Source organism: Actinomadura sp. GTD37, assembly GCF_041951365.1.
GTDB lineage: Bacteria > Actinomycetota > Actinomycetes > Streptosporangiales > Streptosporangiaceae > Spirillospora.
Genome location: NZ_JBGNUS010000011.1, coordinates 145,247 through 168,186, shown reverse-complemented (window position 1 = coordinate 168,186; position 22,940 = coordinate 145,247). Strand labels below are relative to the sequence as shown.

The 22,940-nt window shown below is 73.6% G+C and carries 20 protein-coding genes; 10 read left to right on the top strand and 10 right to left on the bottom strand.

Annotated features, from left to right (window positions below):
• Positions 1–2: 2 nt before the first annotated feature.
• A complete protein-coding gene (locus ACA511_RS36720; RefSeq protein WP_375029325.1) occupies positions 3–1,430 on the top strand; it encodes a PucR family transcriptional regulator in 1,428 nt (475 codons plus the stop codon).
• Between the two features lie 27 nt (positions 1,431–1,457).
• Here ACA511_RS36720 and ACA511_RS36715 read toward each other — a convergent pair whose 3' ends face one another.
• From ACA511_RS36715 to ACA511_RS36685, 7 genes are read right to left on the bottom strand one after another with little or no spacing between them, the layout of a single operon-like run.
• Complete coding sequence (locus ACA511_RS36715) at positions 1,458–2,324, bottom strand: alpha/beta fold hydrolase (RefSeq protein ID WP_375029324.1); 867 nt, start codon at positions 2,322–2,324, stop codon at positions 1,458–1,460.
• Between the two features lie 48 nt (positions 2,325–2,372).
• Entirely contained in the window at positions 2,373–3,104 is a 732-nt protein-coding gene (locus tag ACA511_RS36710) for a Clp protease N-terminal domain-containing protein (RefSeq protein WP_375029323.1), read from the bottom strand.
• A 49-nt stretch (positions 3,105–3,153) separates the two neighbouring features.
• Positions 3,154–4,080, bottom strand: a complete 927-nt coding sequence (locus ACA511_RS36705) for an NAD-dependent epimerase/dehydratase family protein (RefSeq protein ID WP_375029322.1) — start codon at positions 4,078–4,080, stop codon at positions 3,154–3,156.
• Positions 4,077–5,588 (bottom strand): class I adenylate-forming enzyme family protein, encoded by a 1,512-nt coding sequence (locus ACA511_RS36700; protein ID WP_375029321.1) that lies wholly within the window; start codon positions 5,586–5,588, stop codon positions 4,077–4,079. Before ACA511_RS36700 ends, ACA511_RS36705 begins: the two co-directional genes overlap by 4 nt.
• On the bottom strand, positions 5,585–6,742 hold the full coding sequence (locus ACA511_RS36695) for a cytochrome P450 (RefSeq protein ID WP_375029320.1): 1,158 nt from the start codon (positions 6,740–6,742) through the stop codon (positions 5,585–5,587). Before ACA511_RS36695 ends, ACA511_RS36700 begins: the two co-directional genes overlap by 4 nt.
• Positions 6,739–7,509 (bottom strand): glycosyltransferase family 2 protein, encoded by a 771-nt coding sequence (locus ACA511_RS36690; protein ID WP_375029319.1) that lies wholly within the window; start codon positions 7,507–7,509, stop codon positions 6,739–6,741. Before ACA511_RS36690 ends, ACA511_RS36695 begins: the two co-directional genes overlap by 4 nt.
• Before the next feature lie 2 nt (positions 7,510–7,511).
• Entirely contained in the window at positions 7,512–8,513 is a 1,002-nt protein-coding gene (locus tag ACA511_RS36685) for a 3-oxoacyl-ACP synthase III family protein (protein WP_375029318.1), read from the bottom strand.
• Between the two features lie 188 nt (positions 8,514–8,701).
• Here ACA511_RS36685 and ACA511_RS36680 point away from each other — a divergent pair, with 188 nt between their 5' ends.
• Positions 8,702–9,910: a cytochrome P450 gene (locus tag ACA511_RS36680; protein WP_375029317.1), complete on the top strand. Its 1,209-nt coding sequence runs from the start codon at positions 8,702–8,704 to the stop codon at positions 9,908–9,910.
• Here ACA511_RS36680 and ACA511_RS36675 read toward each other — a convergent pair.
• Positions 9,907–10,293 carry a hypothetical protein gene (locus ACA511_RS36675; protein WP_375029316.1) on the bottom strand — a complete coding sequence of 129 codons (387 nt, stop codon included), beginning with the start codon at positions 10,291–10,293 and terminating at the stop codon, positions 9,907–9,909. The two genes, ACA511_RS36680 and ACA511_RS36675, sit on opposite strands and share 4 nt — an antisense overlap.
• A gap of 334 nt (positions 10,294–10,627) precedes the next feature.
• On the opposite strand from ACA511_RS36675, the gene ACA511_RS36670 reads away from it, so the two are divergent.
• The 3 genes from ACA511_RS36670 to ACA511_RS36660 all read left to right on the top strand — a co-directional run bounded on the left by ACA511_RS36670 (position 10,628) and on the right by ACA511_RS36660 (position 14,190).
• Positions 10,628–11,872: a cytochrome P450 gene (locus ACA511_RS36670; RefSeq protein WP_375029315.1), complete on the top strand. Its 1,245-nt coding sequence runs from the start codon at positions 10,628–10,630 to the stop codon at positions 11,870–11,872.
• Positions 11,873–11,972: 100 nt separating this feature from the next.
• Positions 11,973–13,130, top strand: a complete 1,158-nt coding sequence (locus ACA511_RS36665; protein WP_375029314.1) for a steroid 3-ketoacyl-CoA thiolase — start codon at positions 11,973–11,975, stop codon at positions 13,128–13,130.
• Between the two features lie 40 nt (positions 13,131–13,170).
• Complete coding sequence (locus ACA511_RS36660; RefSeq protein ID WP_375029313.1) at positions 13,171–14,190, top strand: MBL fold metallo-hydrolase; 1,020 nt, start codon at positions 13,171–13,173, stop codon at positions 14,188–14,190.
• A gap of 80 nt (positions 14,191–14,270) precedes the next feature.
• On the opposite strand, the gene ACA511_RS36655 is transcribed toward ACA511_RS36660, so the two are convergent.
• Positions 14,271–15,908, bottom strand: a complete 1,638-nt coding sequence (locus tag ACA511_RS36655; RefSeq protein ID WP_375029312.1) for an ABC-F family ATP-binding cassette domain-containing protein — start codon at positions 15,906–15,908, stop codon at positions 14,271–14,273.
• A gap of 345 nt (positions 15,909–16,253) precedes the next feature.
• Here ACA511_RS36655 and ACA511_RS36650 point away from each other — a divergent pair, with 345 nt between their 5' ends.
• The 5 genes from ACA511_RS36650 (at position 16,254) to ACA511_RS36630 (ending at position 22,048) form a co-directional block, all read left to right on the top strand.
• Entirely contained in the window at positions 16,254–17,525 is a 1,272-nt protein-coding gene (locus ACA511_RS36650; RefSeq protein WP_375029311.1) for a cytochrome P450, read from the top strand.
• Positions 17,526–17,561: 36 nt separating this feature from the next.
• Positions 17,562–18,806 (top strand): cytochrome P450, encoded by a 1,245-nt coding sequence (locus ACA511_RS36645; RefSeq protein ID WP_375029310.1) that lies wholly within the window; start codon positions 17,562–17,564, stop codon positions 18,804–18,806.
• A gap of 73 nt (positions 18,807–18,879) precedes the next feature.
• On the top strand, positions 18,880–20,145 hold the full coding sequence (locus tag ACA511_RS36640; RefSeq protein WP_375029395.1) for a glycosyltransferase family 4 protein: 1,266 nt from the start codon (positions 18,880–18,882) through the stop codon (positions 20,143–20,145).
• 42 nt (positions 20,146–20,187) lie between these two features.
• Complete coding sequence (locus ACA511_RS36635; protein ID WP_375029394.1) at positions 20,188–20,949, top strand: class I SAM-dependent methyltransferase; 762 nt, start codon at positions 20,188–20,190, stop codon at positions 20,947–20,949.
• Entirely contained in the window at positions 20,939–22,048 is a 1,110-nt protein-coding gene (locus tag ACA511_RS36630) for a prenyltransferase (protein WP_375029309.1), read from the top strand. Before ACA511_RS36635 ends, ACA511_RS36630 begins: the two co-directional genes overlap by 11 nt.
• A 59-nt stretch (positions 22,049–22,107) precedes the next feature.
• On the opposite strand, the gene ACA511_RS36625 is transcribed toward ACA511_RS36630, so the two are convergent.
• Positions 22,108–22,752 carry a class I SAM-dependent methyltransferase gene (locus ACA511_RS36625; RefSeq protein WP_375029393.1) on the bottom strand — a complete coding sequence of 215 codons (645 nt, stop codon included), beginning with the start codon at positions 22,750–22,752 and terminating at the stop codon, positions 22,108–22,110.
• Positions 22,753–22,940 lie beyond the last annotated feature (188 nt).

The window sequence follows — 22,940 nt, the reverse complement described above, 5'->3', positions numbered from 1 at the left end:
ATATGAAGCTGCGCTCCCTGCTCGCGATGCCGGAGCTGCGGTTGGAGGTCGTCACCGGGGCGGACGAGCTGGACCGCGCGATCAGGTGGGTCGTCACCACCGACCTCCTGGACCCCGGCCGCTACCTGCGCGGCCGCGAACTCGTGCTGACGGGCCTCGTCTGGCGGGCCTCCCCCGCCGACTCCGAGACGTTCGTGCGGGCCCTCGCCGGGGCGGGCGTCTCCGGGCTCGCCGCGTGGGACCTCACGCTCGGCGCCATCCCGGACGACCTCGTCGACGCCTGCCGGCGGCACCGCCTGCCGCTGTTCAAGGTTCCGGAGGACGTGGCGTTCGCGACCGTCACCGAGGAGGTCGTCCGGAACCTGTCCGGGGCCCGCGCCGCCGACCTCGCCGCCGTCCTGGACCGGCACCGCCGCCTGGTCGAAGGCACCGGCCTCGGCGCCGTCCTCGACCTGGTCGGCCACTGCCACGTCCTCACTCCGGCGGGCCGCGTCATCGCCGGCCCTCCGCCGCCCGACCCGGCCGCGCTGGCCCGCGCCTTCCTCACCGCGCCGGCCCTGCCGCTGCACGTCCCCGGCCTCGGCGCGTCCCTGTTCCCGGTCGCCGCCGGCACCCCCCGCGTCGCCGACTGGTTCATCGCCTTCGAGGGCGACTTCACCGACTGGCCCGCCGAACGCCGCGCCCTCACCGCCGAACTGGCCGCGATCGTCGCCCTCGAACGGGCCCGGCTGGACGTCCCCGCCGACCGGGAACTCGTCGCCTCCGCCGCGGCCGGGGACGTCTCCCGCCTGCCGGACGTCCCGCATGTCGCGGTCGTCGCCTCCGGCCGGGGCGGACTGGGCCCGGCCGAGCTGCGCGCCGTCCTTGCCGACCTCCTCGGCACCGAGCGCCCGGCGGCCGGCGTGCTGGACGACGCGGCCGTCGCACTCGTCCCCGCGCCGGACCGGAACGTCGCCGCCGCGCTCCAGGACGCGCTGGACCTCCTGGCCCCCGGGCTCGCCGGCGCCGCCGTCGCGGTCGGCGTCAGCGACGCCGCCCCGCCGTCCGGCCTGCGCGCCGCGATCGAGGAGGCCCGGCACGCGTGCCGGCTCGCCGCCGCCCGCGCGTCGCCGGTCTCGGTCGTCCGGCACGACGAACTGGCCACCCACGTGCTCTTGCTGGCGAGCGTCCCGGAGGACGTCCGCCGGATCTTCCAGGTGCGGCTCCTGGACCCGCTGCACGACTACGACAAGACCCACGGCGCCGACCTCGTCCGGACCCTGGAAACGTTCCTGCGGAACTCCGGCTCCTGGACGCGCTGCGCCGAGCAGCTCCACCTGCACGTCAACTCGGTCCGGTACAGGATCCAGCGCATAGAGGACCTGACCGGCCGCGACCTCTCCCGCCTGGAGGACCGGGTCGACTTCTTCCTGGCCCTGCGCCTGATGTGAGGGCGCCCTCCCCTCAGGTCGCGCGGGTCAGGACGTGTGGCGGATCAGGGCCGGGACGACCGTGGGCCAGGTGCGGCACGGGAGTTCGCTGCCCGTGCCGGGGAGGACCAGCAACTCGGCCTTGGGGATCTCGGCGGCCAGGGCCTCGGCGTTGCCGAGAGGGAAGAACGGGTCGTCCTCGCCGTGGACGACGAGGGTCGGGGCCGTCATGCCGGGGAGTCGCTCGCGCCAGCGGGGGGCGCAGTCCAGGGCGGCGAACTGGGTGCCCATCTGGTCGGCGCGGTGGGCGGCGCCGTGGTCGCCGCCGGGGCGGGTGCGGTCGTAGACGCGTTCGATGTTCGTGCGCGCCTCGTCCTCGTCGAAGTCGCCGCCGCCCGTGTGCCGGGCGTTCTCCAGCTGGAACTCGACGATGGAGGCGCGGTCCGTCCAGTCGACGCGGGGCGCGCTCATGAAGTGCTGCATGAGTTCGGGCGCGTGCTCGGGCAGGTCGGGGTCGGCGGGGCCGGGGGCGGTCGGTCTCGTGCCGATCAGCGTGAGGGTGGCGACCCGGGCGGGGTGGTCGAGGGCGAGGAGCTGGGCGATCCAGCCGCCGGGGCCCGCGCCGACGACGTGCGCCCGGGGGAGGCCGAGCGCGTCGAGCAGGGCGGCGGCGTCCGCCACCAGGTCGCGGAGGGTGTGGGACGGGGCCTCCGGGTCGTCGGTCGTCGAGTGGCCGGTGCCGCGCAGGTCGTAGCGGACGACGAAGCGGCGCAGCGCGGCGAGGCGTTCACAGAGGGCGTCGGGCCACGTGAGCATCGTGTTCCCGATCAGCAGGATCGGGACGTCGGCGGGGTCGCCGAAGGTCTCGGTGCAGAGGTCGACGCCGTTGGCGGTGATGAGCTTCTCCATACCCATTCGGACTCCGGCGGCGCCCGAAACTCATCGGGCGCCGCCGGTCGCCGTTCAGGAACTCTGCTCTTCGGTCAGCGCCGCCAGGGCCGCGGTGATGCTCGCTTCGGCGGCCGCCTTGTCGATGCCGGATTCGGAGAGGACGCCGGAGCCGTTCTCGTGTTCGAGGAGGGCGAGCAGGATGTGCTCGGTGCCGATGTAGTTGTGGCCGAGGCGGAGGGCCTCGCGGAAGGTCAGTTCGAGGGCCTTCTTCGTGTCCTGGTCGAAGGGGATGAGCGCCGGGACGTCGGCGGCCTCCGGGGGCAGCGCGGCGGTGGCGGCCTGGCGGACGGTGTCCAGCAGGACGTCCTGCCCGGTGATGGCCTTGGCGGCGAGCGCCTCGGGTTCCGAGAGCAGGCCGAGGACGAGGTGGGCGAGGGTGATCTGGTCGCTGCCGGCGGCGCGGGCCTCGTTCTGCGACGCGATGACGACGTTGCGGGCGCGGGCGGTGTACCGGGAGAAGCCCTGGGACGGGTCGAGGCCGGGCGTCGCGCCCTTGGGGACGAAGCGCTTCTGCGCGGCCTGCTTGCTGACGCCCATGCTCGTGCCGATGTCCGTCCAGGACGCGCCGGAGCGGCGGGCCTGGTCGACGAAGTGGCCGATGAGGTGGTCGGCGACCTCGCCGAGGTGCTCCGCGGCGATCATCGCGCTGCTGAGCTGCTCGAGGGCGTCGGTGTGGACCTTCTTGATGGCGTTGATCAGCTCGTCCAATCGGACCTGGCTGGTCACCTGGGTGGGTTCCGTCATGCGTCAACCATAGGTTGACGATCGCGAGGCGTCAACCTGTGGTTGACGATTACCAGTCGGCGGCTCCCGCGAAGGTCGTCTCGTGCGGGTCGAAGCCGAGGACCTTCCGGGCCGCCTCGATGTCGAGGGTGCGTTCCACGGCCAGATGGCTGATCGCATAGCGGGTGATGCGCGGGGGCTCGGGGCGGCGGGCCAGAAGGAACGCGCCCTCGGCCGCGGCCGCGAGCGGGCGGGCGACGGCGACCGGGACGTAGACGGGCCTCGCCCGGATGCGGCGCTCGCGGAGGATCTCCCGGAAGGCGCCGTCGATCGTGACCGGGGCCGCGTCGGCGATGTTGAAGACGCCCGAGGCCACCGGGCCGGCGGCGGCCAGCAGGCAGGCTTGCACGAGGTTGCCGATCGAGGTCAGGCTGACGCGCTGGCGGCCCGTCCCGACGGCGGGCAGGAGCGGGCCCCGGACGGCCGACAGGACGCGCGGCAGCAGGGTCGTGTCGCCCGGCCCGTAGACCGCGTGGGGGCGGAGGACGATCGCGCCGCCGTCCAGGGCCAGGCGCTCGGCGGCGGCCTTCGAGGCGCCGTAGGCGTTCATGTAGCGGGACACCGGGGCCTCGTCCTCGCGGGCCATGACGCTCGGCCGGAACGGGTCGTACACGCTGGCCGTGCTGACGTGGACGAACCGGGCGTCCGGGAACGCCGCCAGGGCGTTGCGGGTGCCGGTGAGGTTGGCGGCGAAGAGGGCGCGGGCCGGTCCCCAGTCGGTGACGCTCCCCGCGCAGTGGATGACCGCGTCAACGCGGGGGCCATCGGGGAGCGGGCCGCGGGTCAGATCCCATGAACGGTAGGGCGCGCCGCCTACCTGGGCCTCGGACGTGGTCGGACGGCGGCCGAACGCGTACGTCGTGATGCCTCGGGCCGTCAGTGCCCGGCACACCGCGCCGCCCACGAAGCCCGACGCCCCGGTTACGGCGATCCTCACGGTGTCACCATGGCGCGGAGCCGGTCGCGGTCGAGTTTGCGGGTCCGGCCGGCGCGCGGCAGTGCGTCCAGGACGACGATGCGGTCGGGGAGGGCGTCGTGGTCGATGACGTCGGGGAGGGTGCGGTGCAGCCGGGCGTCGAGTCCGGGTGGGCCGACCACCGCGAGGACGACCTCTTCGTCCCCGGTCTGCGGGTCGGGGACGCCCACGATGGCCGCTTCGGCGACGTCGGGGAGCGCGGCGACCGATGGTTCGTACAGGCCGGGGTACAGGTTGAACTTGCCCCGGATCAGCATGTCCTTCTTGCGGCCCATGAGGACGAGGCGTCCGTCGTCCAGGCGGGCCAGGTCGCCGGTCGGGAGTTCGGTGAGGGGGTCGGCGCCCAGGTAGCCGCGGCACAGGTTGGGGCCCGACAGCAGGAGTTCGCCGTCCCCCTCCAGACGCGCGCCCACCCCTGGCAGCGGCGCGCCCAGAAGGTCCCCTGCCCCTGAGTGGGCGTGAGCGAGTTTCTCCTGCGCCGAGGCGATCGCCACCGGCAGGATCTCCGTCATCGCGTACACCGACAGGACCTCGGCGGACGGCGCCGCCGCGATCGCCCGCCGCAGGATCGGCGCGGGCGCGGGGGCCGCCCCCAGCAGGACATAGCGGACGGACGGCGGCAGGTCCGGGGCGGCGTCCAGGATCTCCGCCAGGTGGACGGGGACGCAGAACGTGTGCGTTGCGCCCCGTTCGCGCATCAGCCGGGCGAAGTCGGCCGGTGCGCAGAACAGCGGCGGCATCGACCAGCGGGCGCCCGCGATCAGCGTCGGCAGGCCGAGCATGAGCTGGTCGGTGTGCACGACGTCGCCGGGGCCGAGGGGCAGCCGGGTTCTGAACAGGTCGAGCGCGGCGGCCAGCGACGCCTGGGTGTGGACCACCGCGCGGGGGTTCGCCGTCGTCCCGGACGTGAAGATCACGGCGGCGGGCGCGTCCGGGTCGGTGTCCCGGTCCGGTTCGGGCGCCTCGCCCCGGATCAGGCGCGCGAACGACAGCGCGCCGCGCGGCACGCCCGGCAGCCGGCGTCCGACGTGGACGTGCCGCATCGGCCCCTCGCCCGGGATCTGGAGGTCGGCGAGGTTCGGCAGGAGCAGCCCGCGGCGCCGTGCGTAGGCCCGGACGGGCCGCAGCCTGCTGCCCGCGTACAGCATCGACTCCGCCGCCGACCAGCGCGGGCGCGCCAGCCGCAGCCGCGCGGTGAACATCTCGGGACCGGCCCCCGGGTCGGCGAAGACGACCACTCCCCCGGCCGCGACCACCCCCAGCGCCAGGACGAGCGACTCCGGCGACGGCCGCACCGAGAACAGCACCCCGTCGCCGTCCGCGAGGCCCCCGGAGAGGAGGCCGTGCCGGACGGCCAGCACCTGCCGCCGCAGCTCGCCGTACGTCAGTTCCGCGCCCGCTCCGGAGACGAGCGCGACGGCGCCGGGCGTCCGGGCCGCCTGATCGAGCAGCCGCCTGACCAGCGTCATGCCGAACCCTCCTCGGTGCGAACGGCCAGGTACCGGTACGTCGGGATCAGCACGCCCCGCGCCGCCGCGCGGCGGGTGATCACGAGGGGCCCGGCGGCCAGCAGCGTCCGGGCCACCAGGCGGATCTGCGCCATGGCGAGCGGGTAGCCGATGCAGAAGTGCGGCCCGGCGCCGAACCACAGCCGGCGCAGCTCCGGCGGGTGCGGGCGGTCCAGGTCGAACGGGCCGTGCGCGCGGCAGCAGTTGTGCGTGGCGATCAGCACCCGCTCGCCGGGGCGGATCGCCACGCCGCCGACCGCGGCGGGACGGTGCACGCTGCGCAGCATCACCGGCGTCGGCGTCGCCACCCGCATCGCCTCCTCGACGGCCCGGTCGAGCAGCGCCGGATCGTCCGCGACGCGGCGCGACTGCCCGTGGTCGGCGAGCAGGGCGATCAGCCGGGGCAGCAGCGTCGCGACCGTCTCGGTGCCGGTGAGGAAGAACGCGCCGGCCGCGCCGCGCGCCTCGTCCTCGGACAGGCCGAGCGCCCGCATCCGCCCCATGACCGTCGACTCGTCCCCGGCCAGGTACGCCTTCGCGGCGATGTCGCCGAGCGGGCCGAGCACCCCGCGGGCGCGCCGCACCTGGGCCGGGGACAGGCGGCGGGTCCGCAGCGACACCATCGAGACGATCCGCTCGCCCTGCTCGAACAGCTCCCGGTAGGCCGCCTCGCTCCCGCCCTCCAGGCCGATGACCTCGCCGATCACCGTGCCGGCCATGACGCGGGCGGCGTCCACCAGGTCGAGGGTCGCGCCGCGCCCGAGGCGGCCGGCGAGCCGGTCCAGGGGCTCGGCCAGCACCCGCGCGCACAGCGCCTCGGTGTAGGACGGGACGAACAGGTCGGTGAGCCGGCGGCGGAGCGCCCGGTGCGCCTCGCCCTCCATGTTGAGCAGGACGGACGGGCCCAGCACCGGCGTCCACAGCTCGCCGGGCGAGCCGGGGCCGTCCTTGCGGAACGTCTCCCCGTCCATCAGGATCTCGCGGGCCGCCGCCGCGTCGTTCACGACGACGCCGACGCCGGGCACCCGGACGACCGGGCCGCGCCGCGCCACCCCGCGCAGCAGCGGGTACGCGAACGGGTGCGCGGCCAGGTAGAGCCGCTCCTCCCAGTTCACCGGATGTCCACGACGGGCGGGCGGTAGCGGTGGTCGGCGTACCAGCCGAGCGTCCTGACCAGGCCGAACGCGCGCAGCCTGCGCACCGACCCGTAGACGGTCACGTCCTTGCGCAGACCGTAGGCGCCGGTGACGTAGCGGACGCGGTTGACGAGCGCGCGGTCCTCGTGGACGTCCTCGATGCGGGTGCGCGGGAAGCCGCCCGACCGCTCGTACAGGTCGGCGGTGATGGCGAGGTTGCAGCCCGGCATCATCACGTAGGGGCCCAGGTAGAGCGGGTCCTGGTTGCCGGGGCGGAACCGTCCGAAGAGGGCGGCGACGTCGATGACGGCGGGCAGCAGGCGCCGCTCCCAGAACTTCAGCGCGAACTCGTCGGTGCGGGGCAGCAGCGGGCCGGACACCATCTCCAGCCCGTCGCCGAACGCGCGCTTCACCGCCGCGACCCAGCCGCGGTGCGGCAGGCAGTCGGCGTCGGTGCGGGCGACGTGCGTGGCGCCCGCGCCGATCGCGTGCCGGACGCCCGTGTCGGCGGCGGCCCCCGTCCCCTTCTCCGGTTCGCGGACGAGCCGGACGTCCAGCGCCGGGTGCCCGGCGGCGAACTCCTTGACGACCTGCGCCGTCCCGTCCGTGCTGGCGTTGTCGACGACGACCAGCGAGAACGCGGTGTCGGTCTGCTCGGCGAGGCGGCGCAGCGTCGCGCCGATCGACCGCTCCTCGTCGTAGGCGGGCACGACCACCCACAGCCGCATCTCGGAAGGATCCGGCACGGTCACAGCTCCGCGAACATGACGCCGAGGCTGACGCCGCCGGCGAGGCCGATGAGCGCGATGCGGTCGCCGGGGCCGCAGCGTCCGGCCGCGCGCGCGGTGGCGATCTGCAGCGGGAGGCTCGCGGAGGCGACGTTGCCGTGCTCGGGCAGCGTGACGACGAGCCGGCCGGCCGGGACGCCGAGGATCGAGCGCAGCACCTCCAGATACGGCAGCGTCACTTGGTGGACGGCGACGACCGCGAAGTCGTCCCAGGTCAGCCCGGTCTTCTCCAGGGCGGTGGTGAAGATCTCCGGGCCGCTGGCGAGGAACGCGTCCTTGAGTCGCCGCCCGTCCCCGCTGAAGTAGCCGAACTCGGGGTCGCGGGGGTGCATGGAGCCGCCGCCCGGCAGCGTCCCGACGCGCCAGGCGCTGGAGACGGCCGCGAAGTCGCGGTAGAAGATCCCGCCGTCCGGGGCGGCCTCGACGAGCATCGCGGCGCCGCCGTCGGAGAGGGTGTAGCCGGCGAACGCGTCCACGAACTGGGCCCGGTCGCGGACGTTCCAGCGGATCGCGCGGGACGGGCTCTCGCCGGTGCAGACCAGCACGCGCTCGTGCTGCCCGGTGCGGATCAGCGCGTCCGCCATCTGCAGTCCGTTGAGGAAGCTGTTGCAGGCGTTCTTCACGTCGAACACCGGGCAGGTCGCGCCGAGCTTGGCGGCGACGATGTGCGCGGTGGCGGGCTCGACGAGGTCCTGCGACGCCGAGCCGAAGATCAGCAGGTCGACGCCCGCCGGGTCGGCGCCGCGCTCGGCGAGGACGCGGCGGGCGGCGGCGACGGCCAGGTCGGACGCCTGCTCGCCGTCGCCCATGACGTGCCGGGCGCGGATGCCGGTCATCCGCTCGACGATCGTGGGGTGCGGCCGGTACCCCGCGCTCTCGGCCGCGACGCGGGCCTCGACCTCGGCGCTGGTGACGGTCCGCTCGGGCAGGTGCGCCGCGACGGCGGCGATGCGGGCTCTCATGGGCTGGGGTTCCCCCGGTTCCTCGTGCTCGGTGTCCGGCCAGACTCGCCGACCCGGGCGCCTGCGGTGAGGGAGACCCTACGGACCACGACCGGATCTTGTACCCGGTTCGCCGTGAGTATCGCCGCTCATCCGGATTGAGTAGTACCGCCTTTTCGTCCGGATTCTCAACCCGACACAATCGGCTGATGACCAGCACAAAGACACCCAGGCCGGTCCGCGAGGCGGCACGGCACGAGGCCCGGCTGCTGTGGGCGGCCAACCCCGGCCTGTTCGCGCTCCTGGAGGCCGCGCGGCACACGGGGCCGATCGCGCGCGTCCCCCGGCTCGGGTGGGTGGTCACCGATCCCGTGCTGGCCCGGCACGTCCTCAACGACCACGCCGCCTTCGGCATGAACGGCGAGGGCGGCGTCGGCCACCTGTGGACGCAGCTGTTCGGGGACGAGATGGCGCAGTTCTTCGGCGGCGCGCGGCACGCGGAGATCCGCACCCGGGCCCGCGACCTGTTCACCGAGGACGCCGCGCGCACCCTGATCGAGCGGTCCCAGGGCCCGTCGCACGCCGCGCTGGCCGGCCGGCTCGCCGCGGGCGGGACCGTGGACGTCGCGGACGCGGCCCGCGTCCTCGCCGGGCGGATGGTCGCCGACCTGCTCGGCCTGCCCGCCGGACGGACGGACGGCGCCTTCCGGGAGCTGTACGCGGCCGGGGAGAGGCTCGCCCGGCTGGCGCTCGGCACCACCGCGTCCACCGACCTCGATCCGGCGGTCGTCGCGCGGGCCCGGGACATCGTGGACGACATCACCTCCGGCGTGCCGCACGCCTACCGGACGGCCGGGCCGGACACCCTCCTCGGCCGCTGCCGCGAGCTGGACCTCGGCCTGCCGCTCGCCCGCGGCCTCGCGACCCTGCTGGTCATCGCCGGGACGGAGACGGGGGCGTCCGGGACCGTCCGCACGGTGGCGCTGCTGCACGACACCGGCCGGCAGCGGGCGCTGCTGGACGACCCGTCCCTCCTGGACAACGCGGTGCGGGAGGGGCTGCGCGTCGCCACCCCGGCCCCGGTGATCGGACGGCACGTGAACCGGGACGCGACGGTCGGCGGGCGGCGGCTCCGCGCGGGCGAGCGGGTCCTGCTGCTGACGTACCGGGCGACGAACGGCGCCGGGCCGTTCGACCTGCACCGCGAGTACGTGCCGGAGACGCGGCAGCTGTGGTTCGGCGGGGGCCGCCACCTGTGCCTGGGCGCGGCCGTCGCGCGCACGCAGGTGGCGCGGATGCTGGCGGCGCTGCTCGCGGACGGCGCGCCGTACCGGATCGTCGCGCGGCGCGCGGCACGCGGCGTCCTCGTCCCGGCGTACGCCGAACTGCGCGTGCGGCGGGCCGGCGGGCGGGGCTAGATCTCGGGGATCCCGGTGGGCGGCGCCTCCGGCGCGGGGGCCGTGGGGGTGGGGGCGGGCTCCGGGGAGTGCGTGATCGTCGGGCTGACCGGGCGCTGCGGCTCGGCGTCGCGGGGCGCGGAGTTCCACCACCAGAGCGCGAACGAGATCGCGAACAGCACCAGCACGCCGCCGAGGAGCTGGAACACCGCGCGCCGGTGGCTCGGCTCGCGCCGGCGGCGGCGCGCGAACCGGCCCCCGCCGGCGCGCCGCGCGGACCGGCGGGCACGGCGCCGCTCCCGGCGGCTCGGCGGCCGGGCGCGCTCGCGTGCGGACGGTTCGCGGAACACCGCGCTCCGGACGAATTCCTCGTCGAACGCGGGCTCGTCGAAATCTGCGGCCATGGGGGCTCTCCGGCGCGGGGGAGGTCGAGTTCCCCAGGCTAGTCGACCGCTCCGACGGTCCACGCAAGGCGATTTCTAGAACCTGTTCTACCTAAACCTTCAGGTCCGGGTGAGGAAGCTCACCGGGCGTCCCCTTGAGCTCGTTCCCGGCCTGTGTCATGAGCGGCCGCCCCATCGGTCACCCCCTGTTGGACACGAACATGACTACCCAGTCATCCATCAATCGAGTGATGGAGACGCAAGATTAGACTTGAGTCTCATTTGCTCTTGAACTTGCCGTGGAACGGGTTCTACGGTTGCCGGGAGAGCGCCGCCTTATCGGGAGGAACCGCGCATGACCACCACGACTTCCGGGACCGCCGCCGTCCCCGCCGGCTTCGACTTCTCCAACCCGGACCTGATGGCCGAGCGCATCCCGCTCGCCGAGTTCGCGCGGCTGCGCCGCACCGGCGCGCCCTGGTGGAACGAGCAGCCGCCCGGCCGCACCGGGTTCGACGACGGCGGCTTCTGGGTGATCAGCAAGCACGCCGACATCAAGGAGATCTCCCGGGACCACGAGCAGTGGTCGTCCAGCGCCAAGGGCGCCGTGATCCGGTTCAACGAGATGTTCACTCCCGAGGAGCTGGACGTCCAGTGGGAGCACCTGCTGCTGCACATGGACGCGCCGAAGCACTCCAAGCTGCGCCGGATCGTGTCCCGCGGCTTCACCCCGCGCGTCATCAACGGCCTGCACGACGCGCTGCAGGACCGCGCCGAGCGGATCGTCGCCGAGGCGCGCCGCCGCGGCGGCGCGGGCGACTTCGTCACCGAGGTCGCGGCCGAACTGCCGCTGCAGGCCATCGCCGAGCTGATGGGCGTCCCGCAGGAGGACCGGCGCCGGCTGTTCGACTGGTCCAACAAGATGCTCGGCTACGACGACCCCGAGTACAACGCGGACCCGACCGGCGCCGCCGCGGAGATCATCGGCTACTCGATGGGCCTGGCGGAGCAGCGCCGCGGCTGCCCCGCGCACGACATCGTCACCAAGCTCGTCTCGGCCGACGTGGACGGACACGGCCTGACCGACGACGAGTTCGGCTACCTCATGATCGTGATCGCCGTCGCCGGAAACGAGACGACCCGCAACGCGATCACCCACGGCATGATGGCGTTCCTGGACGACCCGGAGCAGTGGGAGCTGTTCAAGGCGGAGCGTCCCGAGACCATGGCGGACGAGGTGGTCCGGTGGTCGACGCCGGTCACCGCGTTCCAGCGCACGGCCGTCCGGGACGCCGAGCTCGGCGGCGTGGAGATCAGGGCCGGCGACCGCGTGGCGATGTACTACAGCTCCGCCAACTTCGACGAGGACGTCTTCGCCGACCCGATGACGTTCGACATCACCCGCTCCCCCAACCCGCACCTCGGGTTCGGCGGCACCGGCGCGCACTACTGCATCGGCGCGAACCTGGCGCGGCTGGAGATCGGGCTCATGTTCGACGCGATCGCCGACCAGATGCCGCACATCACCCGGGCGGGCGAGCCCCGCAGGCTGCGCTCCGCGTGGCTGAACGGCATCAAGGAGCTCCCCGTCCGGTACTGACGGCCGGGCCGCCGGGTCCCTCTCACCGGGACCCGGCCTCGCCCGGGAAACCTAGAACACGTTACATTCAAAGGCGAATCGTGTTCTAGAAGGAGACCGCATGGGTACCCCGGTGATCGTCGAGGCGGTGCGCACGCCGCTCGGTAAGCGCAACGGATGGCTCGCTGGCATGAAGCCGATGGCCGTCCTCGCGCACGCGCTGAACGCGCTGGTCGAGCGGTCCGGCATCGACGCCGCCGAGGTGGAGCAGGTCTTCGCCGGCTGCGTCACGCAGGCGGGCGAGCAGGGCGGGCACATCGGCCGCTACTCCTGGCTGTACGCGGGGCTGCCGTGGCAGACCGGCGTGACCACGCTGGACGCGCAGTGCGGCTCGTCGCAGCAGGGCGTCCACCTCGCCGCGTCGCAGATCGCCGCGGGCGTGGTGGACGTCGCGATCGGCTGCGGCGTCGAGGTGATGAGCCGCGCGCCGCTCGGCACCAACGTCATGCCCGCGAACCCGCGCCCCGACGACTGGTCGATCGACATGCCGAACCAGTTCGAGGCCGCGGAGCGGATCGCCGCCCGGCGCGGCATCACCCGCGCCGACCTGGACGCGTTCGGCGCCCGCTCGCAGCAGCTCGCCGCCAAGGCGTGGGCGGACGGCCGCTTCGACCGCGAGGTCGCGCCCGTCACCGCGCCCGTCCTGGACGCCGACGGCAACCCGACCGGCGAGACCCGCGAGGTCACCCGCGACCAGGGCCTGCGCGAGACGACCGCCGACGGCCTCGCGAACCTCCGGCCCGTCATGCCGGACGCCCTGCACACCGCGGGCACCTCGTCCCAGATCTCCGACGGCGCCGCCGCGGTGCTGCTGATGTCGGAGGAGAAGGCCAAGGCCCTCGGCCTGCGGCCCCGCGCCCGCATCAGGACGCAGGCGCTCGTCGGCGGCGAGCCGTACTACCACCTCGACGGCCCGGTGCAGGCGACCGAGCGCGTCCTCCAGCGGTCCGGCATGACGATGAACGACATCGACATCACCGAGATCAACGAGGCGTTCGCGTCGGTCGTCCTGTCGTGGGCGTCCGTCCACAAGCCGGACATGGACAAGGTCAACGTCAACGGCGGCGCCATCGCCATCGGCCACCCGGTCGGCGCCACCGGCGCCCGCCTGATCACCACCGCCCTGCACGAGCTGGAGCGCCGGGACGACCGGACGGCGCTCATCACCATGTGCGCGGGCGGCGCCCTCTCCACCGCCACCGTCCTAGAGCGAATCTGACCCGATCCACCGCCCCGGCTACCGTGGCCGGGGCATTCCCATGCTTCGACAGGCGCGAAAGGCGGTCTCGGTGCAGCCGGAACCTGAGGACCTCGGCGGCGGGTTGTGGAGCGTTCCCGTCCCCATCCCGGACAACCCGCTCGCGTACACCCTCGTGTACGCCGTGGAGAGCCCCGAGGGGCCCGTCCTGATCGACGCGGGCTGGCAGCACGAGGACGCGTGGGCCGCCCTCCGCGACGGCCTCGGCACGTTCGGGATCGACATGTCGGACGTCCGCGGCGTGGTCGTCACGCACTTCCACCCCGACCACTCGGGGCTCGCCGGGCGCGTCCGGGAGACGTCCGGCGCCTGGATCGCCATGCACCACGCGGACGCCGAGATCGTCCGCCGCTTCCACGCCGTCGGCCAGGGCGGCCGCCGCGAGTTCGAGCTGACCGCCCTGCGCCGCGCCGGCGCCGGAGAGTCCGAGCTGGCCGGGCCGAGCCGGCAGACGCAGGTGTCCCCGCCGGCGGTGCCCGACCGCGAGGTGTCCGACGGCGACCTGCTCGACGTCCCGGGCCGGCGGCTGCGCGCCATCTGGACGCCCGGCCACTCCCCCGGCCACATCTGCCTCCACCTGGAGGACGGCGACCGCATCTTCACCGGCGACCACGTCCTGCCGCGCATCACCCCGCACATCGGGCTCTACCCGTACGACACCCCCGACATCGACCCGCTGAGCGACTTCCTCGGCTCGCTCGACAAGGTGTCGGCCATGACGGTGGACGAGGTCCTCCCCGCGCACCAGTACCGCTTCAACGGCCTCTCCGGCCGCGCCCAGGAGATCATCGCGCACCACGAGGAGCGCCTCGCCGAGGTGACGGCCCTCCTGTCGGCCGCGCCCGTCACCCTCTGGGACCTCACGGCCGGCCTCCACTGGCGGCACGCGTGGGCCGACATGCCCCAGCAGGCGCGCCGGATGGCCGCCGCGGAGGCCGCCGCCCACCTCCGCACCCTCGAGACCCGCGGCGTCGCCCGCCGCGACGGCGCCGACGACCCCCTGCGCTACGTCCTCCGCTAGGCGTCCGGCCGGTGCGCCGCCGCCTGCACGTGGCGGCGGCGCACCAGCCGCGCCTGGCGGCGGCGCACCGGGGGCTCAGCTCAGGAGGCGGCCCCCTCGACGGGGAGGACCGGCCAGCCCTCGGCGTCCCGCAGCAGCTGCCGGTCGTGGCTCGCCGCGACGACCGCGGCCGCGGTGGCCTGGAGTGCCTCCGTCAGCTCGTCCACCAGGGCGATCGACAGGTGGTTCGTCGGCTCGTCCAGCAGGAGGACGTGCGGGCGCGCCGCCAGCGCCATCGCCAGGTCGAGCCTGCGCCGCCGCCCCATCGACAGCTCCCGCACCGGCCTGCCCGCGTCCGCGGACGAGAGCAGTCCGAGCGCGGAGAGCGAGACCGCCTCGTCCTCGGCGAGCGCCCCCGTGGTGATCAGGCGCCCGACGTGGGCGGCGAACACCTCGTGGGCGCGCCCGGCCGCCGCGTCCGGCGACTCCTGGGCGAGCAGGCGCACGCGCACCCCCGGGGCCCGCCGGACCGTGCCCCGGGTCGGCTCCAGCCGTCCCGCCAGCACGGCCAGGAGCGTCGACTTGCCCGCGCCGTTGGGGCCGGTGACGACGAGACGCGCCCCCGACTCCAGGGAGAGCGACACCGGGTGCGCCATGCGCGGCGCCACGCGCACGCCTTCGGCCGCCAGCAGCACCGCGCCCGGACGGGCGGGCAGGTCCGGCATCCGGAACCGCAGCGGCGGCGCGGGCGCGGTCACCGCGTGCCGCTCCAGGTCGTCCCGGCGCCGGTGGACGGACCGGACGAGCGCCGGCGCGCGGGTGGCGCGCTGGTGCTTGCCGGTGCCCTTGTCCGGCCGCCACCCGGTGACCAGGCGGTTGCGCGCCTCCGCGAGGTCCCGGGTCAGCCGGGCGTGCTCGCTCCGCTGGAGCTCGTACTCCTCCTCCCAGCGGCGGCGGTCCGCCTCGCGGCCCTCCAGGTAGCCGGCGAACCCGTCCCCGTAGACGGAGGGGCTCCCGTCCCGGCTCGGGTCGAGGTCGAGGATCGTCGTCGCGACGTCGGACAGCAGCGCGCGGTCATGGCTGACGACGACGACCCCGCCGGGGTGCCCGCGCAGCCGCGCGGTGAGGAAGTCGAGGCCGGCCGCGTCCAGGTGGTTCGTCGGCTCGTCCAGGAGCAGGAAGTCGTGCTCGGCGCCGAGCAGGCACGCGAGCCGGACCCGGTAGCGCTGCCCGACGGACAGCTCCGCCAGCCGCCGGCCCCGGTCGGCGACCGCGCCGAGGCTTTCCAGCGCCAGCTCGACGCGCCGGTCGGCGTCCCAGGCGTCGAGCGCTTCCGCCGCGTCCAGCGCGGCCGCGTAGGACTCGTCCGCGCCGGGGCGTCCCTCGCCCATGGCCAGGGCCGCCTCGTCGAACGCCTCCAGGGCCGCGCGGACGCCCGCGAGCTCCCGGTCGACGGCGTCGCCGACCGTGGCATCGCCGCCGAGGGCCATGGCCTGCTCGGCGATCCCGAACGTGCCGACGCGCTGGACGATCCCCTCGTCGGGGGCGAGGGCCCCGCTCAGCACATGCAGCAGGGTGGTCTTCCCGCGCCCGTTCTCGCCGACGACGCCCCAGCGGGCGCCCGGCGAGACCGACAGGCGCACGTCCCGCAGGACGGCCCGCCCGCCGCGGACGACGCGGATCCCCTCGGCGACGAGCTGGGCCCGCGCACGCGCGGGCAGGGTGATGGAGATGGTCATGCTTCCTCCGGACGGAGGCACACCTGTCCCACGGAAGGGAGAAACGGAGTGCCTTCGGCTGATGGCCCCCTGTCGCGGGGGCCGATGACAGCGTCAGACCGCCTGCGGCTCGCTCAGCGGCGAGCGGCGGGCCGTCCGGAGACCTCTCAGAGGTAGAGGAGCTGCTGAAGCATGAACCGAGGCTATCAGCCCGTCCGGCGCGGGAGAGGAGGGTGCGACCCAGGTCACTGTTGTCCGCCGGGCTCTTGATGAGACTCCAGTCTCATGTTAGAACGTGTTCTAGGTCTGTGGCCAAGCAAGCGCTCAGTCGAGCGCCTGACTCCGTCCCGGCACGAAGGATCCTCCATGGCACTTGCGACGTCCATCGCCTCCGCATCCCGGGCCTTCCGCGCCCCAGAGATCGACATCATCGATCCGGGGGTGTACGAGCGCGGGGGCATCCCGCACCGGCAGTTCCAGTGGCTGCGCGACAACGATCCCGTGCACTGGCACCAGGACCCGAACGAGGGCGTCCCCGGGTTCTGGGCCGTGACGCGCCACGAGGACGTGGTCTCGGTGTCGCGGCGCGCCAACCCCTACTCCTCGCACGAGCGGACGGCGATGTTCGAGGAGTTCACCGACGACGACATCGCCATGTACGGGCAGATGATGCTGTTCCAGGACCCGCCGGACCACACCCGGCTGCGGTCCATGGTGAACAAGGGCTTCACGCCGCGGATGATCGGCCGGCTGGAAGAGCACATCCGCAAGATCTGCAACGAGCTGATCGACGAGGCCGCGCCGCTCGGCGAGTGCGACTTCGTGGAGCGGTTCGCCGCGCCGCTGCCGCTGTACACGATCTGCGAGCTGCTCGGCGCCCCCATGGAGGACCGGGAGAAGATCTTCCACTGGTCGAACAAGCTGGTCGCCTTCAACGACCCCGAGTTCATCGGCGGGCGCGAGGAGTCGGCGCTGTGCGCCGCCGAGTTCGCCGAGTGGGGCGGGCAGCTCGCCGCCGCGCGCGAGTCCACGCCGCGCGACGACATCGTGACCAAGCTGCTCACGCCGGACGCGGACGGCTCCCGGGTCAGCCTGGAGGAGTTCCAGCTGTTCGTGATCATGCTGTCGATCGCCGGCAACGAGACCACCCGGACGGCGACCGCGGGCGGCATGCTGGCCTTCTTCGAGCGGCCCGACCAGTGGGAGCGGCTGCGCGCCGACCGGAGCCTGCTGCCGACGGCCGTCGAGGAGATCGTCCGCTGGGTGAGCCCGCTCAACCAGTTCCGCCGGACCGCCCTCGTCGACACCGAGCTGGGCGGCAAGGAGATCAAGGCCGGGGACAAGCTCGTGCTGTTCTACGGGTCGGCCAACCGCGACGAGCGGGTGTTCGAGAACCCGTTCGCGTTCGACGTCGGCCGCGACCCGAACCCGCACATCGGCTTCGGCGGCGGCGGCCCGCACTACTGCCTCGGAACCCACCTCGCGCGGATGAACCTGCGGATCATCTTTGAGACGATCCTGGAGCGGATGCCCGACATCCGGCTCGCCGGCGAGCCGCGCCGGCTCCGGTCCAACTTCGTCAACGGCTACAAGGACATCCCGGTGAGCTTCACACCGTCGGCCCCCCTGGGAGGCTGACGGCGCCCATCACTCCGGACGAGGAGGTTCGAGGCGATGACCCCCGAGACAGCGAGCCCCGACATCGAGCTGGTCGACCCCGGCGCGTACGAGCGCGGCGGCATCCCGCACGAGCAGCTGGCGTGGCTGCGCGAGCACGATCCCGTCCACCGCCACCGCGGCGACCCCGAGCGGGACTACCCGCCGTTCTGGGCCGTGACCAGGCACGAGGACGTCGTGCACGTGTCGCGCCACCCGGAGGTGTTCTCGTCGTGGCAGCGGCTCGCGCTGTTCGACGAGCCGCCGGAGGAGCACCTCGTCCTGCAGCGGATGATGATGCTCAACCAGGACCCGCCCGAGCACACGCGCAAGCGGAGCATCGTCAACCGGGGCTTCACGCCGCGGGCGATCGGCGCCCTGGAGGAGCACATCCGGGACATCTGCCGGAAGCTCGTGGCGGAGACCGTCGAGCGGGGGGACGAGGCCGACTTCGTCCGCGACCTGGCGGCGCCGCTGCCGCTGTACGTGATCTGCGAGCTGCTGGGCGCCCCGCCGGAGGACCGGGAGAAGATCTTCACCTGGTCGAACACGCTCATCGGCGGGGACGACCCCGAGTTCCAGCGGACGCCGGAGGAGGGCCAGGCCGCGGCGGCGGAGCTGTACGCGTACGCCAACGTCCTGGCCGCCGACCGGCGGGAGAACCCGCGCGAGGACATCGTCACCAGGCTGCTCCAGCCCGGCGCGGACGGCGAGGTCCTGTCCGGGGACGAGTTCGAGCTGTTCGTGATGCTGCTGTCGGTCGCCGGCAACGAGACGACCCGGAACGCGGCGACCGGCGGCATGCTCGCGCTGCTGGAGCACCCCGGGCAGTGGGCGCGGCTGCGCGCCGACCGGTCCCTCGTCCGGACGGCGGTGGACGAGATCGTCCGCTGGGTCACCCCGGTCAACCTGTTCCGGCGGACCGCCGTCCGGGACGCCGAGCTCCGCGGCAAGAAGATCGCCGAGGGCGACAAGGTCGTGGTGTTCTACTCCTCCGCGAACCGCGACGAGGCCGTGTTCGCCGACCCGCACGCGTTCGACGTGGGCCGCGACCCGAACCCCCACCTGGGCTACGGCGGGGGCGGGCCCCACTTCTGCCTGGGGTCCCATCTGGCCCGACTCGAGCTGAGTGTGCTTTTCGAAACACTTTTGGACACCGTGCCCAATATTGAACTCAGCGGTAACGTTCGCAGGCTAAGGTCTAGTTTCATCAACGGCATAAAGGAGATGCCGGTGCGCGTGCGTCCGGCGTCCCTCGACTGACGGGAGTGGTGCGTGGTCAGGGGCTGGCGTGGGTGAGGCAGGTGAGGTGGGCGGTTCACCGTCCTCGGGGCCATTGCGTGTGGCCCTGCTCTCGTACCGGAGCAAGCCGCACTGCGGCGGCCAGGGGGTCTACCTCCGGCATCTGAGCCGGGAGCTGGTCGATCTCGGGCACACGGTCGAGGTGATCTCCGGCCAGCCCTACCCCGAGCTGGACCGGGCGGAGATCGTCCTCACCAAGCTCCCGAGCCTGGACCTGTACCGGGACGAGGACCCGTTCCGCACCCCGGCCCTCCGCGAGTTCCGCGACTGGGTCGACGTCCTGGAGTTCGCGCACATGAAGACGGGCGGCTTCCCCGAGCCGCTGACGTTCTCCCTGCGCGCCCTGCGGCTGCTCAAGCGGCGCCGCGGCGACTTCGACGTCGTGCACGACAACCAGGTCCTCGGGCTCGGCAACCTCGGCATCTCCCGGATCGGGGCGCCGCTGGTGACGAGCATCCACCACCCGATCAGCGTCGACCGGCGGATCGAGATCGAGGCCGCGCGCGGCATCAAGCAGAAGCTCGGCAAGCTCCGCTGGTACGGGTTCGTCGGGATGCAGGCGCAGGTGTCGCGGCGCATCGGCCCGGTGCTGACGGTGTCGGAGTCGTCCAAGGTCGACATCGTCAAGGACTTCAAGGTCGACCCGCGCGACATCGACATCCTGCCGCTCGGCGTCGACACCCGCATCTTCCATCCGCGCGGCGAGCGCGTCCCCGGCCGGATCGTGGCGATGGCCAGCGCCGACGCGCCGATCAAGGGCGTGGACGTGCTGCTGCGCGCGGTCGCCAAGCTCGCCACCGAGCGGGACGTCCACGTCATCGTCGTCAGCAAGCCGCAGAAGGACGGCCCCACCGACAAGCTCGTCCGGGAGCTGGCGCTCGGCGAGCGCGTGCGGTTCGTCAGCGGGATCAGCGACGACGAGCTGGGCGAGCTGCTGTCGTCCGCGGAGATCGCCGTCGTCCCGTCCCGCTACGAGGGGTTCTCGCTGCCCGCCGTGGAGCACATGGCGTCCGGGACGCCGCTGGTCGCGAGCCGCGCCGGCGCGCTGCCCGAGGTCGTCGGCGACGCCGGCGTCCTCGTCCAGCCCGGGGACGTCGAGGAACTCGCCGCCACCCTGCGCCGCCTGCACGACTCCGCCGAGGAGCGGGCAAGGACGGGCGCCGCGGGGCTCGCGCGCGTCCAGGCGCGGTTCGCCTGGCCGGCCGTGGCGAAGGCCACCGTCGAGCATTACCGGGCGGCCATCGCCCAGCAGCACTACCTGCGGCTGGCCGCCCGCGCCGATCAGGCGCGGGGCAAGTAGGGGCACGCCCGCCGGGCGCCCCAGTACGGAAGGAGCACCACCCTGCTGACCGTGGATTTCCAGCGGTTCCGCGTCACCCCCGGAGACCGCGTCCTCGACATGGGATGCGGCGCCGGACGGCACGCTTTCGAGCTGTACCGACGGGGTGCGCACGTCGTGGCCTTCGACATGGACGCCGAGGAGCTGGCCGGCGTCGAGACCATGTTCGGGGCGATGCGCCTCGAAGGCGAGGTGCCCGCGGACGCGACCGCCGAGACCGTGCAGGGTGACGCGCTCGAGATGCCGTTCCCCGACGACCACTTCGACGCGGTCATCGCGTCGGAGGTGCTGGAGCACATCCCCGACGACATGCGGGCGATGCGCGAGCTGCTGCGCGTCCTGAAGCCGGGCGGCAGGCTCGCGGTGACGGTGCCGAGCTGGCTGCCCGAGCGGGTGTGCTGGGCGCTGTCGGAGGACTACCACACCGCGCCCGGCGGGCACGTCCGCATCTACACGCGCGCCGAGCTCGAGGCCAAGCTGAAGTCGGTCGGCTTCAAGGTGGGCGGCCACCACCACGCGCACGGCCTGCACGCCCCCTACTGGTGGATCAAGTGCGCGGTGGGGGTGAACAACGACGGCAACCCGCTCGCAAGGGCCTACCACCAGATCCTCGTCTGGGACATCATGAAGCGGCCCCTGGCGACCCGGGCGGCCGAGCGGGTGATGAACCCGCTGATCGGCAAGAGCGTCGTCGTGTACTTCGGCAAGCCCGCGAAGCCGGGCACGCCCGCGACCCCGGCCAAGGAGACGGCGGATGCGGTCTGAGACCGCGCCTCCCGAAGTGCCCGGGGTCCTGGCGCCGGACGATGTCGTCGCGACGGCGCGCAGCATCGTGGCGCAGCAGGAGGAGTCGGGCGCGATCCCGTGGTTCTCGCCGACGGGCGGCGTGCCCGGACACGTGGACGCCTGGAACCACGTCGAGGCGGCGATGGCGCTGACCGTCGCCGGGTTCGGCGCGGAGGCGAGGCGCGCCTACGAGTGGCTGCGGAGCGTGCAGCGGCCGGACGGGTCGTGGCCCGCGAAGTGGGTGCTCGGCGAGGTCACCGAGCCGGGCGGCGAGTCCAACCACGCCGCCTACGCCGCGGTCGGCGTCTGGCACGAGCTGCTGATGACCGGGGACACCGGCTTCGCCCGGCACATGTGGCCGGCGGTGCGGCGGGCGATCGACTTCACGCTCGGGCTGCAGACCCGGCGCGGGGAGATCATCTGGATCCGGCACGAGAACGGCGAGCCGTCCGACCACGCGCTGCTCACCGGCTGCTCGTCGATCTACCAGTCGCTGCGCTGCGCGGTCGCGCTGGCCGAGCACCTCGGCGAGCCGCAGCCCGAGTGGGAGCTCGCCGCCGACCAGCTCGGCCACGTCGTGGCCGCGCATCCGGAGGCGTTCGCCGACAAGGGCCGCTGGTCGATGGACTGGTACTACCCGGTGCTCGGCGGCCCGGTGCGCGGCGCGGCCGCGCGGCGGCGGTTCGACGAGCAGTGGGACACGTTCGTGGTGCCCGGGCTCGGCTGCCGCTGCGTGTCGGACCAGCCGTGGGTGACGGCGGCGGAGAGCTGCGAGCTGGTGCTGGCCCTGGACGCGGCCGGCGAGCGCGACCGCGCGCTGGAGCTGTTCACGACCATCCAGCACCTCCGGCACGAGGACGGCTCGTACTGGACGGGCTGGCAGTTCGAGAACGAGCGGCACTTCCCCGGGGACCGGTCCACCTACACGGCGGCGGCGGTGGTCCTCGCGGCGGACGCGCTGTCGGACGCCTCCCCCGGCTCCCGGCTCTTCAAGGAGATCGCGGGACGGCCCCTCGGGCCCTCGGAGGCGTCCGATCCGCTGGCATGCGGCTGCGCGCTGGTCGCGGCCTCCCGTTGACCTGCGGCGTGTTGTTCTTAAGAGACCGCTCTTAAGAACAACACGCCGCAACTCAACGGTTATGTGGGGGTGTCGTTCACGCGTTCCAGGACGCGCAGCGACCCCTCCACCCGCCGCTCTTCGAAGGCGCCGCTCTCCAGGGCCCGCAGGTAGACGTGGTAGGGCGGCTGCCCGCCGTCCTGGGGGTCGGGGAAGACGTCGTGGATGACGAGGGCTCCGCCGACGGCGACGTGCGGGGCCCAGCCCTCGTAGTCGCCTTGCGCGTGCTCCTCGGCGTGCCCGCCGTCGACGAACAGCAGCGCCAGCGGCGTCCGCCAGAAGGCCGACACGGTGCGGGACTGCCCGACGATCGCGACGACCTCGTCCTCAAGGCCGGCGGCGCCGATCGTCTTGCGGAACGTGGGCAGCGTGTCCATCCGGCCCGTGCTCGGGTCGACCAGGGACGGGTCGTGGTACTCCCAGCCCGACTGGTTCTCCTCCGAGCCGTGGTGGTGGTCGACGGTGACGAGGATCGTCCCCGCCGCCCTGGCCGCGGCCCCCAGGTAGACGGCGGACTTGCCGCAGTAGGTGCCGACCTCCAGCATGGGGCCGGTCTCCGCCAGGAGCCCTCCGTAGTGCAGGGCCGTCTCGTACAGGGCGCGGCCCTCGTCGTCCGGCATGAAGCCCTTGGCCGTGCGCGCGGTGCGCAGCAGGTCCGCGGGCATGGGCGGGACGGGTGAGGCGGGGGCGGTCTGAGCGGTCGTCCCCGGCTCGGTGGACGCCTTGGTGTGGGTCATCGATCTCCTCCGTGCGGGCACCCTACTATCCGCGCTCCGGGGGGTGAGACGCGAGTCTTGCCGAGGCAGAATGGAACGTGTTCTACTTTCGGGGGCGAGCGCCCCGCGCCGAACCC